General features: G+C 39.7%; 12 protein-coding genes. 6 read left to right on the top strand and 6 right to left on the bottom strand.

The window, feature by feature from the left end:
* Positions 1 to 602: 602 nt before the first annotated feature.
* The 3 genes from H6G97_RS35880 to H6G97_RS35870 form a co-directional block, all read right to left on the bottom strand.
* Positions 603 to 1,553 carry an AAA family ATPase gene (locus H6G97_RS35880; protein ID WP_190945323.1) on the bottom strand — a complete coding sequence of 317 codons (951 nt, stop codon included), beginning with the start codon at positions 1,551 to 1,553 and terminating at the stop codon, positions 603 to 605.
* Between the two features lie 57 nt (positions 1,554 to 1,610).
* Complete coding sequence (locus tag H6G97_RS35875) at positions 1,611 to 2,705, bottom strand: DUF4350 domain-containing protein (RefSeq protein WP_190945321.1); 1,095 nt, start codon at positions 2,703 to 2,705, stop codon at positions 1,611 to 1,613.
* Between the two features lie 323 nt (positions 2,706 to 3,028).
* Positions 3,029 to 3,484, bottom strand: a complete 456-nt coding sequence (locus tag H6G97_RS35870) for a BON domain-containing protein (protein WP_190945318.1) — start codon at positions 3,482 to 3,484, stop codon at positions 3,029 to 3,031.
* 466 nt (positions 3,485 to 3,950) lie between these two features.
* Here H6G97_RS35870 and H6G97_RS35865 point away from each other — a divergent pair, with 466 nt between their 5' ends.
* A complete protein-coding gene (locus H6G97_RS35865; protein WP_190945316.1) occupies positions 3,951 to 4,871 on the top strand; it encodes a ribonuclease D in 921 nt (306 codons plus the stop codon).
* A 285-nt stretch (positions 4,872 to 5,156) separates the two neighbouring features.
* Here the strand turns inward: H6G97_RS35865 and H6G97_RS35860 are convergent, their stop codons facing one another.
* From H6G97_RS35860 to rplU, 3 genes are all read right to left on the bottom strand, one after another.
* On the bottom strand, positions 5,157 to 5,873 hold the full coding sequence (locus tag H6G97_RS35860) for a molybdopterin-dependent oxidoreductase (RefSeq protein WP_190945314.1): 717 nt from the start codon (positions 5,871 to 5,873) through the stop codon (positions 5,157 to 5,159).
* Positions 5,874 to 6,502: 629 nt separating this feature from the next.
* A complete protein-coding gene (rpmA, locus tag H6G97_RS35855) occupies positions 6,503 to 6,799 on the bottom strand; it encodes a 50S ribosomal protein L27 (protein ID WP_190945312.1) in 297 nt (98 codons plus the stop codon).
* Between the two features lie 30 nt (positions 6,800 to 6,829).
* Positions 6,830 to 7,237: a 50S ribosomal protein L21 gene (gene rplU, locus H6G97_RS35850; RefSeq protein ID WP_190945310.1), complete on the bottom strand. Its 408-nt coding sequence runs from the start codon at positions 7,235 to 7,237 to the stop codon at positions 6,830 to 6,832.
* A gap of 720 nt (positions 7,238 to 7,957) precedes the next feature.
* Between rplU and H6G97_RS35845 the strand changes: the two genes are divergently transcribed.
* The 5 genes from H6G97_RS35845 (at position 7,958) to H6G97_RS35830 (ending at position 12,122) form a co-directional block, all read left to right on the top strand.
* On the top strand, positions 7,958 to 8,191 hold the full coding sequence (locus H6G97_RS35845) for a Nif11-like leader peptide family natural product precursor (protein ID WP_190945308.1): 234 nt from the start codon (positions 7,958 to 7,960) through the stop codon (positions 8,189 to 8,191).
* Between the two features lie 656 nt (positions 8,192 to 8,847).
* A complete protein-coding gene (locus H6G97_RS35840) occupies positions 8,848 to 8,997 on the top strand; it encodes a hypothetical protein (protein ID WP_190945306.1) in 150 nt (49 codons plus the stop codon).
* 611 nt (positions 8,998 to 9,608) lie between these two features.
* Positions 9,609 to 10,538: an amidoligase family protein gene (locus H6G97_RS35835; protein ID WP_242055737.1), complete on the top strand. Its 930-nt coding sequence runs from the start codon at positions 9,609 to 9,611 to the stop codon at positions 10,536 to 10,538.
* A gap of 24 nt (positions 10,539 to 10,562) precedes the next feature.
* Positions 10,563 to 10,724: a hypothetical protein gene (locus tag H6G97_RS53465; protein ID WP_242055735.1), complete on the top strand. Its 162-nt coding sequence runs from the start codon at positions 10,563 to 10,565 to the stop codon at positions 10,722 to 10,724.
* A 135-nt stretch (positions 10,725 to 10,859) separates the two neighbouring features.
* Positions 10,860 to 12,122: a PD40 domain-containing protein gene (locus tag H6G97_RS35830; RefSeq protein WP_190945304.1), complete on the top strand. Its 1,263-nt coding sequence runs from the start codon at positions 10,860 to 10,862 to the stop codon at positions 12,120 to 12,122.
* Positions 12,123 to 12,240 lie beyond the last annotated feature (118 nt).

Raw genomic sequence — 12,240 nt, 5'->3', positions numbered from 1 at the left:
ATCAAGCTCGTTACATTGGTACTCGCAAAAATCTATTTGACCTCCGCCGTACCGCAGTCGTCCATAATCTTCATGTCCTTGCCAAAATTTTTACTAACACTACTGAGCAGTCTTCTACTTAATTCTGATTACTGAATCGGTGTTCTAGCTCACAAGTCGCAAAATTTTTCTCCCACCAGTCCAGCATCGCTTGTTACCTTTAGCACTCGATTTCAATTACTCAGGACTTACGCAACTGTCACAAGCAATGGCGCAGCTACACCGCGCCCCTTAGCTAATTTTCTCATGATTTGATAAATACTTAACACAGCCGATTAGTGTTAATAATTTCAGCAATGTCCTCTGAGTACACCACTTTGCATAATACATATATACTACAATACTGCGATCGCACTGTACCAGTTGCGTAAGTCCTAGATTTACGGAGTGGGTGACATTTTGGGTGCGGGGATTTAGGGGGATCTAAAGGGATTTGATACATCACTAAGAACTTTTCAAACATCCTCTAAAGACGCGTGGCGTTGCTATACAGCAGGAAAAATAATTTGGCGTAATTTCAAAATCTTTGTATGGACGCGAAATTTCGCGCCTCTACAATTTTTTCACCTTGGAACTGGTACTTGGTTAATTACCGATGCAATCACCGCATCCATTTGTAAACCATCTAGCATGGCTTCTGGTTTCAAAATAAGGCGATGACGTAGCAAGGGCGATGCAACTGCTTTAACATCATCTGGCGTGACAAAATCTCTGCCAGCTAACCACGCTAATGCTTGAGATGTCTGCAACCAAGCACCGGTGGCGCGAGGCGATGCGCCCAAAGTTAAATCGGGATATTGACGCGATGTTCTCACCAAGGCCAACAAATAATCAACGATCGCTTCTGATACTTTAACCTCTTTGACTGCTTGTCGCGCTTGCAAAATGTCGGCTACTGTTGCGATTGGTTTCAAACGGCTAATATCCAAACGCCGTGCTGAAAACCCCGCCTGACGATTCAGTAACATTTGCTTTTCCGCAGCTTGATCTGGGTAATCTACCACCAGCTTAAATAAAAATCTGTCCAACTGCGCCTCTGGTAAGGGATAAGTCCCCTCAAATTCCAGAGGGTTTTGCGTTGCAATCACCCAAAATAAATCTGGTAAGGGCAAACTTTCACCATCCAATGTTACCTGCATCTCTTCCATCGCTTCTAGTAGCGCCGCTTGTGTCTTGGGAGGAGTACGGTTGATTTCGTCTGCTAGCAGCACTTCGGTAAATATTGGCCCTTTTTTCAAAGTGAAATTGCGGCTATTCAAGTCAAAAATATTTGTACCAGTAATATCTGAAGGTAAGACATCTGGTGTTAGTTGAATCCGGCGAAACTCTCCTTGAATTAACTGCGCCAAAACTTTTACTAGTAGGGTTTTCCCAGTTCCCGGTACTCCTTCTAAAATTACGTGTCCACCTGCTAGCAGTGCTACTAAAAGTTGTTGTATTAAACTCGATTGTCCGACAATTACTTGATTCAAACCTTGACCAAGACGAATTAAGATAGGATGAGTTTCGCTCATATTTTTTTATTGATAAATAACTAATGCAGAAATATTATGGATAATTGCACAAATTAATTACGAATTATGAATTAATCTAATGTTTCGCCATTTTCTCAACCAGCTTAACAGGTCTTGTTCACTGATGGGTTGTTTGCGAGATTGTAGCTTTAAAACTGTATCTAGTTCTGCTGCACTTGTGCCTGTTTTTTGTATCCAGAAGTTGAGCAAGGCTTCACGTTCTAAAGGTACTTGCCCTAATCCCAAGGCTTTTTGGAGTTGTAGTTGTTCTTGTTTACCCACCATCTCAACAACAAAGTCAGTGGTATCAGCTTTTTGCAACACTCCTGCTAACGCTTGAATGTATGCCTCACTGTTATCTACAACTGGTATATCTAAAGCTACTGGCTTACCAAAGCGGCGATTCTGCGCCCAAATTAACACCAATAACAAAATACCTACCTGCACCAATATTGGAAATATAGGAGTTTTAGCAAAAAAACTAGATAAATCTCCTTCGCTTTCTTTCTTCCTGACATCGGCATCTTTATAGCCGTGGATGTATTCATCGACAAATATGGTGTTACCTTTTTCAGTAACCCAACTAGCTAGATACTTAAAATTACTTAAATAATCTTGGTAGGCGTTAGCGGCTAAATAAGGAGTGGTAGAAAAAATTACCTTTCCTTGTTTATAACTTTCTTCCCAGACAACAGCACCAAAGCGATCGCCTAAATCAACTTGCTGGGAGTTAGCTTTTTTATATCGTCTACGTGTATCAACTTTAATATCACCTTGGGGAGATTTCTGCATAGTACTAAACTCCGCTTCTGTAACCCGCGCCCCCGCACCTAAAATTACTAAAGTATTTCCTTTTTCTACCCATTCACGCTTTTGACTATCGAGTGTCATCTCTCTTGGATCGCCGCTTACCTGTAGAAAGGTAACAGGGTTGTTATCTGGCTGAATATCACTAAAAGGCTTTTGCCAGCGTTTGATAGAAATTCCCTGCTGTTGCATAAAAGCATACCAAGCACCATAACCATCAGAGGCGCGGTTGTAAGTAGAGCCAGTGTTAATTTTAGTATTATTAGGAGCCACAAACAAACTAAGTAAAACGATCGCAGCGAGTGCGATCGCTCCCATCCAAGCAAGGCGATTTGAACGCTTCATTTTTGACTTTCACTATAACTACTTTGTTTCAGTATCATAAGTGTTAATACTTACTTATTTTTCAGATAAAGTCAAAAATATAATTAATTTTGTTAAACCCTGCATTAAAAAATCTGTGGTAACAAACCATACAATAGACTTCTTGCATAAGTCAGTAAAAGGGGAAGGTGGGGTTCCCAGACCAAAAGAGAGATTGTTAGGCTTATCCGAAAAGTATTGAGAGTGGTGCTATCTTATTCGAGCAGATAAAAAACAGGACTTACATCTGTGTAAATCCTATTTAGCTTTTATGCCGATGTTAACTGAAAGACTCAGTTATTCTTTTATGGATTTTTCACAGTTTCAACTTTTGCTTCCACCTTCACCATCTTCACACCCTGAACTTCTTTAGCTAAAGTTTCAGCTTTTTTGAGTTCTTCTTGAGAAGCTGCTGTACCTTTGAGGATAATTTCAGCCTCTTTGTTTTCAACTTGTAACTTATTGCCTGGTAAGCCTTTATTCAACTTTTTGCTAACTTCAGCTTTTAAGTCGTTCTCAGCTTTTGTTGTCGTTTTTTCAGAATGAATATTAACTTTAGTGCCTGTACTAGCCGCTAAAGGAGTCGTTTCTATCCCTGGAACTTTAGCAGTTTGATTTATCTGCGAAGCTGGTTTTGCTGGTGCTTGAGTGGCTTCATTAGTAGTGCTAGGAGTTTCTGAACCAGTTTTAGGAGCCTCTTGGCAGCCAAAAGTACCAACTACCAACATGCTACTAACTAGTAATAGAATTAGCTTTTTCATTATCTATCTCCGAATTGAGTACTTGAAGCGATTAATTGAAGTGTGTGTCATGGTGAGGAGCAAATTTTAAAAAACAATTAAATGTGAAGTAGCAAAAGTTCCTAAGCAATAGCTCAGGTTACTGAAAATTGAAATTTGGGCGATTTCTTGAAGCTAAGATTTTGCGGCCAGTTTTGAGAAATGCCAATTCAATTTTCCTGACGACTGCTAACTAGGATGCCTCTGCATACAGCCTGTAGCTCTCTATGAATTTAATGTAGATGCCCAGTAGCTCTTTCAATGATAGACTATGCCACCCCAAAGTAGTGAATCGATGTTATCAGATTTGATTCACTTTGGCGATGTCTATGACAAATTCAAAACTTCAACGTTTTTATAATCCTGTGCCAGCAAAATTACTAACAAAATGTTACTTTAGAAAACTATGGCTTACTTACAATCCCTAAATATCAGGAAATATTAGCCAATGCCCTACCTTACTTCCGCTAGTGAAATTAGCACTATTGTCGCTGAATATACTAATGCCAAAACGCTGTGGATAGACACAGAAGTAGCTGACTACAGAACTCGTAATCCCCGATTATCGCTGATTCAGGTATTAGATAATCCTCAAGATATGAGTGGCGATCGCGTCTATCTTTTAGATGTCCTAGATCAGCCTAGCATTCTAGCTGAATTTATCGAAAAAATTATGATGGAATCTGCCATTGAAAAAGTTTTTCACAATGCCAGTTATGATTTAAAATTTCTCGGTAACAAGAAAGCTAAAAATATTACTTGCACTTTGGAAATGGTCAAAAAAATTCCTTACTATCTTTTGCCATTACCCAACTATCAACTCAAGACCATAGCCACTGCACTTTGTAGCTTTAACAATATCGATAAACAAGAACAAAAAAGCGATTGGGGAAAACGCCCTTTAGCTGAAGAACAGATAGAGTATGCTTACTTAGATTGTATTTATCTTGCTCAAATTCATTTAAATTTGTTAGGGTTACAAGCCCAAGCCAACCCAGAACCCATAACGGAAGACTTAATATCACTAACTACTAGATGTTCACAACTTGAGCAACAATGTAAGTTGTTGAATTCAGAACTTGAACATTTACAAGAACGCATAAAAAAAACTATGCAAGCTCAAAATATATCGGAAACTCCTTATTATAAACTAACTAGTTATGAGCGGACTACAGTCAAAGCTAATTTTACAGAATTGGCAAGGCTAGCACAAGCTCAAAATCTAAATTTAGATTTTCCAATCACACTAACTCAGAAACTCCAAAAAGATTTAGGACAAAATTTGGAACAACTATCTGTAGATATTGACAAAACCACATCTTGGCGACTAACTTCCAAAACTCAAGAGAGTGAAACCGAGGATGAGTGAACTACCTACACTTCCCTGGCGGGTAAATGTTTTTTTGGGTAAAGGAATACTCCAGGAACCTTAAGTGTCAAGCTTTTTGATAAGATAATTAAGCACAAAAAAACCTCCCAACGCCAATCAGGAGGTATTATCAAGAGTTTTCAACAGGATTCAGTTTACTAGTATTTTTTTTGTTAACTTTCCACCGACAGATATGTATTTTTTTGCACCCTGGTGTGAGAATTAAGCACAAATAAACCTCCCTGGAGTCAGAGGTTGCCCATATAAATTAGCTTTTTGCCTGCCTTATAGTCCTGCAAACCACTCATAGCCCTGATCCTCCCAATAGCCTTTAGTAGGTAACAAATTGCTGACGAATGTAATTTGAGTTACCCATTTGCTTTGCTTGTAGCCCAGTTTAATTGGGGATGCTAGGCGCATGGGCGCACCATTATCAACTGATAAAGGTTGTCCATTCTTTTGATAAGCCATGAGAGTCTGGGGATGTATAGCAGAGGCAAGATCCCAGCTTTCATAGTAGCCATCAGCAGATTTAAAGTAGACATAGCGCACGTTTGACTTCGGCTGTACCAGCGCTACTAAGTCTCGTAATCGCACGCCTCCCCATTGAACGATCGCAGCCCAACCTTCAACACAGATGTGACGAATTACCATTGAAGTCAGGGGAAGTTTTTGAATATCTGCCATGCTCAATTGCATCGCGTTACTAACCTCACCATCAATCGTTAGGCGAAACTGCGCTGGATCAATTTGTGGGGTGAAGTCAAAGGTATTAACCAGCAATTTGTCTGCTTCTATGGCACTTACAGGAAATTCCGGTACTGGTTTTTGACTTTGCAGGAGTGCTTCAAGACTTTGATTTAGTGGCTCAGATATTTGCCGCAGATTATCTGAAAACAAATTTGTCCCACAGCCACCTAAAAGAAAGCCTACCCCTGAAAGTCCAGATACTTGCAGTAACCGGCGACGGGATAGGGTGCGTTTGGGAAGAATCAGACTCATAAGCACCTCTACAGGAACATAAACTTAACTAGACAGATGCTTCCTAACTTCAGGGCAAGCGGGGGTAAACCAGAGGCAGAGCCTCTCGGAATATATTCCCAGTTTTAAGAGCTACGGTGTACACACAAGTCCTAAAAACCTAGCTTGATAAGACTTTCCTCGTTTTCCTCGTTAAGAGTCTCCGACTGGGAATGTATTCATTAAGTCTCTGACTCAATGCCAGACTGGAGGCAGAGCCTCAACAGGGGGCATTCCCATGCTCTTCATGAGAACGAGATAAACGAGAGAACAATGGAAAATCAAACTTTTTTCGACTTGTGTCTACACCGTAGTTTTTAAGACTGGAAACGAGGAAATACAAGCCTTTGGGCTTTTTTTAGTACCATTCGTTTTTGACACTAATCTACGGGCGACAGAAGAATAAAACGACTTTTAGGTAATTTATTGTTGGTAATGTAATATTTATGCAAATCTGACCATCAAAGTCAGCGCCAACTAGTAGTCTGCCAACCCAAAAATGCGCTTGTGAGGACTGGGGAAAGGGTAAGGGATTTAAACCCTTTACCCCGCCAAGTCACGAAAGCGAACTAGTAGTGATTAGGGTGGGAAAAAGTGCCCACCCTAACACTCTAACTTGCTACTGCCTCAGCAGGGGCTGCCTCAGCAGCAGTTAGGGGTAAATAAACACTAACTTTTTTACGGGTTTTGCCCTTTCTCTCAAACATTACAACACCGTCGATTAAGGCAAACAGAGTGTCATCGCTACCAATACCGACGTTGTTACCAGGGTGAAATTTGGTACCGCGCTGACGCACAAGAATGTTTCCTGCACGTACAACTTGACCACCATAACGCTTAACACCCAGACGTTGGGCATTAGAATCACGACCGTTGCGTGTACTACCTGTTCCTTTCTTATGAGCCATAATTTCCTCTTGTGTATCTACTTCTTTTTATTATTCAGCAGCGGTTTCAACTTCTTCAGTAGGAGTCTCATCTAAAACGGGAGTTTCCTTCTCCGCTTCACCTTGGGCAACAAATACTGCACCGTTAAGGGTGATGGAGTCAATCATAAGTCTGGTAATTTCCTGACGATGCCCCCGCTTTTTGCGGGTTTTCTTTTTGGGCTTCATCTTGTATACCAGAACTTTACGACCTCTGTAATGCCGCATTACAGTTCCTTCTACAGTTGCACCTGTCACTAGTGGCTGTCCAATGCTGACTTCGCCATCGTGCTGCACGAGTAATACGGAGTCTATTGTAACTTTTTCATCTGGTTCGATCGCAAGCAGTTCAACATCGTAAAACCGCCCTGGCTCTACTCGTATTTGTTTACCGCCAGTTTCAATAATTGCGTAGGTCATGGAATTGTCCTTGAGGTTGCCGTACAGGTAGCTGTTTTTTATCTCTTATGGAGACGTTTTTGCCAGCCTTTGTAATATGTCCACCTGATCCGAGCAGGAATTAGACAGACAATCTAACATAGTATTTTATTAGTAGGTGTCAAGTCAAGCTATAACAGGGTTTTTAGATTTGGCATTGTGTCTGGTCAGCATGAAGATGAAAATTCGGCTAATTCACTACTGTCTATTTGCTAATTTTCCAAGAGTGGGAGGGGTGCAGAGAGAAGCTCATAAATAAATGTATTTATTGGCTTTGAAAGCTTGGATGCATTATTTTTTTGTGCTACGCATCTCAAGATAAATATTTAACATTAGATTATTAAGCATAAATAAATCTATTTACTCTGAAACCCTCTATCGTTGAAAAATTACAGCATCTTTCTTCCCTGGCTCTCTGCTCATAGGCGATTACCCATCAGCACGAATGTAAATTGCATTTACAAATGCGAATTGATATTTTTTAGATAAACATTGCCACTATCCTAGGGTTGAATTTTATAAAAAAGCAACAAAAATTAGTCTAAAAGTTATATTTTCTTGTCAAAATCAACACATTTCTATTCTTTGTTTTAAGATCGAAAATAGATGCTTTATCTAGAAATTGTTTACAGAAGTTAGTAAATGCCTAGTAATTAAATTACTATCTTCAAACCTGAGATTTCAAATAGGAGATGGATTATCATGACACAGCAAAATGCTGCCCGACTTTTTCAAGCCGTAAAAGAAGATCAAGCATTACAGGAAAAGCTTAAAGCAACAGCTGATCCAAAAACCTTCATCAAGATAGCTCAAGAGCGTGGCTATGACTTCACCGCCGAAGAACTAGACAGTGAGATCGACAAATTGTCTGAAGAAGATTTAGCCGCCATTGTCAATCCAGGATGGGGGACTAGACGTCACATTAATCCTAGATAATTCGTATTTTGGGCAGCCGGAAGTATAGGAATAAGCGAATTGACAAGTTTTGCTCCTCAAGGGGATACCGTTGCATCATCTCCTTGAGGGGCATTCTTCTTAAAGTAAGCAACTCTGTCACCATAGCTGCTCTTTTTTCTTTTTCATAACCGGACATGGAGCCACTTGCATTTAAGGGTTTCCCAAGTTGTGCGAACTAATTATCAAAAGTCAACAATTAAAAATCCTTGCTTTGCTTGGCATTTTCCACCTGCTTAACTCATGGATTAGGATAACTTAATAGTCTTGTCCCCTTCCCCTTTAACCTTTACCCTTTTCCCCCCTCTTGCAAAAAGCACTTTTGCAAGAAGTCTATTGTAATCAAGTGCTGTTGTTTGTTCTCTTTCTAGTGTCAGTATGTCTCTTGTCCACTATGGTAAATGCCTAAAAGTTGGGGTGTTGCAGTTTAACCAAAGTGAACCTTGCACCTGATTTGGAAGGTTTTTCCAAAAATGTGTCAGCATTGTAATAAGCTCACTTTGTGATCAACGGATTGAGCAGGCGATCGCTAATTGCGCTAAGGTGACAACTGCTACACTTTATGACTATTTTGAGAGCAAGGTATTGCAGAAGGATATTTTCGCCCCCTCAAACCGTTTTTAGCGCTGACCCATATCTTGAGTATTTGTCTGTTTTACTTCACAGTTCTCGAAAACTGGAAGCATCTAACTCCAGAGATTAATCGTCTTAGTCCAGAGATAGTTGAGGAACACACCGAAGAAGCAATCACCTTTATTTTGGCAGGTATTAAACGCTCACATCCATAAACGGAAAGGCTTATCTGGATTTTTAATATTAATTTATTATCGTTTGCTGTTATGGCTGTCTTTGGGGCATTCTTCACTCCTCCAAGCCAGTTCATCAGTTGATGCACCTGGGACTCAATACTACTCGGTTAAGCATTTTGAACCCAAAGTTTGGTTTTGGGAAAGGGTTAAAGGGTAAGGGTTAAGGGTTTTTAATTTCCCTTTCCCCCTTCCCCTTTGCCCCTTAACCGACAAGTATTGACCTGGGACTCAATCTTAGAGGATGTTTTAAAAGTCCCCTTATTGGTATCAAAAGTTTAGATCCCCCTAAATCCCCCTTAAAAAGGGGGACTTTGATTCCTGTTCCCCCCTTTTTAAGGGGGGTTAGGGGGGATCTAGAAGTACTTAAAAGCACAGCCAAACACTTTTAAAACAACCTCTAAGAGTAGAGTATCTGCAACTCTCACAGAAATCTTCATTATTTTACCAATAATTGTCAGCAAATATGTATGCAATGAAGAGATGAAACTCTAAAATTGCAATCATCTCTATAGATATCAAGCAGATTCAAAATTCAACGCCCGCCGCTAGCTCAAGTCAGCGCAGGGTGAATATGATTACAAAACACAGTTATGTCTTTTTTAAATTGGAAAATCGGCTTCGAGATAGAGCTGATGTCACCTAGAGGACACAGCAGACAGGACTTAGCAGAATTAATCGCCCAACAATATGATACAAGAGTGCGTCGTGTTTTTCATCCCCAGTCTGAACTAAGTCAGGTTCCAGGAACTCCCTTATTTCAAAATCTTACTTTAGGATTTGAGGTGATTGATGAACACGAATGTTTGATTGCTCGATGTGTAGATGATCTAACCCTTCTTGAGAACCTAGACAAAACTGCAAAACCTAAGCCAAGATGGTATCGAATTGTCAGTGATGATACCAGACTGCTGCAACTAGTAGAAAGCCAAGCTGATGCTGCTGATTCGATCGCCGATGTTCTCAAGCCAATTGCTAGTTTATTTTCTACCAATCTGGAAGCAGGGCCAGGCGGAATGGTACGTGTTGCCGATCGCACAGGTAATCCAATTGCGATCGCTGCACCACTACCGGGTGAGAGAGAACGTCCTTGTGAGTTAATTACTCCACCTATTGAGACTAATCATAGCGATCACTTAGAAATGCTGCTCTCAGCCGCACGTTCTCTTGGTTTTACAATTCCGGTAGAAGGTGCAACCCACCTGCACTTTGATGCTACACCTTTATGTTCTGCTAGAGTTTTTGCTAATCTGGTGAATCTTTTATGGACACATGGTGAAAATTTAAAACGATTGGTGGGGACTAATCCCAATTGTAGACGCTTAGGAATGTGGGATGAAGAATTGTTGGTATTAGTCAATCAATCGGATTTTTGTCAACTTTCTTGGTCTGATGCTAAAACACGTCTAGCCAAACTTGAACTCACAAAATACTGTGACTTTAACATCAAAAATCTAATTCAAACTATTCCTAGCAAGTTTACTTTTGAAGCACGTATTTTTCCTTCCTGGATATACGCATAACCGATTATCGAAGCAGCAGCTTTAATGGAAGCGATCCTACGTTATACAATAGGAGCATCTCAGATATCACCAACTGCACCTTTGGAATGGAAATCAGAATCTATGCAGGAGTTTCTCAAAGCACTAGCACTAAATGAAAATTATCGCTTAATTTGGTTATCTCGTGCTAATAAATACTCCCAGTGAAGATATGAAAATAGTTTTGTGTTAACTACTTTTCCAGCTAACGAATCAAGCTTTGCAACTAGATAAATTAAGTTACCTTGCTCGTTCATTATCAATTTTCAAACTAAAAACTGTTCGTATCTTTCATAACTAACTATGATGCATTTAATCAAATTTCTAGCACTTATCTTACTCGGTTTACTCTCAACCACAATTTTCAACTTCAGCAATGCCGTAATTGCTGCACCTAAAGTTTCTCAAGACAACAGACTGACTTTTGTAGCTGCTAAGGAAGGCCCAAAGTTTGAAACTAATATTTACACCATCCAAACTAACGGTTCAGCCCGCCGCCAGCTTACTAAAAATTTGAATGTTTATCCCACAATAGTTTGGTTAAACAATGGTAAAAGGCTAGCTTTTTTCAATGATGCGTATGATGTTTACACAATGAATGCAGATGGTTCCAAACTAACTAAAATATTCTCTGGGGCTGGCTGCAAAGCTGATAGCATTGAAATTCAGTGGTTATTAAATGGCCAAAAACTTGCCATTAAAGAGTCTTGTGATGGTAGTACTCTTGAGGATACAGGTAGCGTATCTCTTTATTTAAGTGATACAACTGGTACACAAGGAACTAAACTGATTCAAAGATGGGAGGTAGGAGGTATTCCGCCAAAAACAGAAATCTCATCTTCTTTATATCTGTCACCTAATGGACAACAGGTAGTATTCTTCAAAGATAAAAGTATCTGGCAAATGAATACAGATGGCTCTAATTTGACAGAGTTAACTAACGCTCCAGGAAATGATTATTCTAGCCAAGTGATTTGGTCGCTTGATGGAACCCAGATTGCAATCTCATCAGGAAAAGGCAATAATCAACCGATTTATCTACTCAATGTCAAGAACAAGACACTAACCAGTCTATCCGACGAACATCAAAAAACAGCTTATTCTGGCATTATATCATGGTCGCCTGATGGAACTAAAGTTGCTTACTATCATGAGCAAGGTGAAGAATACTCTGGTAAAAAATTAGATATTTTTGTACTTGATGTTAAGCAAAAAAATGTCAGAAAATTGACTTCTAAACCAGGGGAATATAGTGAATTACAGTGGTCGCCAGATAGTAAGCTGATTGCTTTTACAAGCGGAGATTATTCTCAGAAAAAGCTTTATACGATTAGTATCGATCGACTCAAGCTTACTCAGTTAGCTTCGCAATTACCACCATCTGAAATTAACAGTTTTAATTGGTCGTTAGATGGTAAAAAAATTGCTTTCATTAAGACAGAAAAAACGAAGAAAAAACCAGATGGTCAAAGCGTTTTGTATGTGAGTAATCGGGACGGTTCAAAATTAACTAAATTGTCCAAATCTGATGATTCGTATATTTTCGGTCAGATTTGGCAACCGTAATTTACTATATCACTCCCAATACGGTTCGGTTAAGCCCAAAATCAGGTAAGGTGAGGGTTATTCCCTGAATGCACTGATGTTGAATGCAACTCAAAGAATTCTCACTGATCTCACCTGT

This window comes from Nostoc flagelliforme FACHB-838 (genome assembly GCF_014698065.1).
In the GTDB taxonomy this organism is placed as follows: Bacteria; Cyanobacteriota; Cyanobacteriia; order Cyanobacteriales; family Nostocaceae; genus Nostoc; species Nostoc flagelliforme_B.
Note: the sequence above shows the minus strand (reverse complement) of the source record. Positions and strands in the feature narration are given on the sequence as shown.

Bases quoted from the DNA above. Each gene is read 5' to 3' on its own strand.
- H6G97_RS35880 (WP_190945323.1), bottom strand. From the start codon at position 1,553: ATGAGCGAAACTCATCCTATCTTAATTCGTCTTGGTCAAGGTTTGAAT.
- H6G97_RS35875 (WP_190945321.1), bottom strand. From the start codon at position 2,705: ATGAAGCGTTCAAATCGCCTTGCTTGGATGGGAGCGATCGCACTCGCT.
- H6G97_RS35870 (WP_190945318.1), bottom strand. From the start codon at position 3,484: ATGAAAAAGCTAATTCTATTACTAGTTAGTAGCATGTTGGTAGTTGGT.
- H6G97_RS35865 (WP_190945316.1), top strand. From the start codon at position 3,951: ATGCCCTACCTTACTTCCGCTAGTGAAATTAGCACTATTGTCGCTGAA.
- H6G97_RS35860 (WP_190945314.1), bottom strand. From the start codon at position 5,873: ATGAGTCTGATTCTTCCCAAACGCACCCTATCCCGTCGCCGGTTACTG.
- rpmA (WP_190945312.1), bottom strand. From the start codon at position 6,799: ATGGCTCATAAGAAAGGAACAGGTAGTACACGCAACGGTCGTGATTCT.
- rplU (WP_190945310.1), bottom strand. From the start codon at position 7,237: ATGACCTACGCAATTATTGAAACTGGCGGTAAACAAATACGAGTAGAG.
- H6G97_RS35845 (WP_190945308.1), top strand. From the start codon at position 7,958: ATGACACAGCAAAATGCTGCCCGACTTTTTCAAGCCGTAAAAGAAGAT.
- H6G97_RS35835 (WP_242055737.1), top strand. From the start codon at position 9,609: ATGTCTTTTTTAAATTGGAAAATCGGCTTCGAGATAGAGCTGATGTCA.
- H6G97_RS53465 (WP_242055735.1), top strand. From the start codon at position 10,563: ATGGAAGCGATCCTACGTTATACAATAGGAGCATCTCAGATATCACCA.
- H6G97_RS35830 (WP_190945304.1), top strand. From the start codon at position 10,860: ATGATGCATTTAATCAAATTTCTAGCACTTATCTTACTCGGTTTACTC.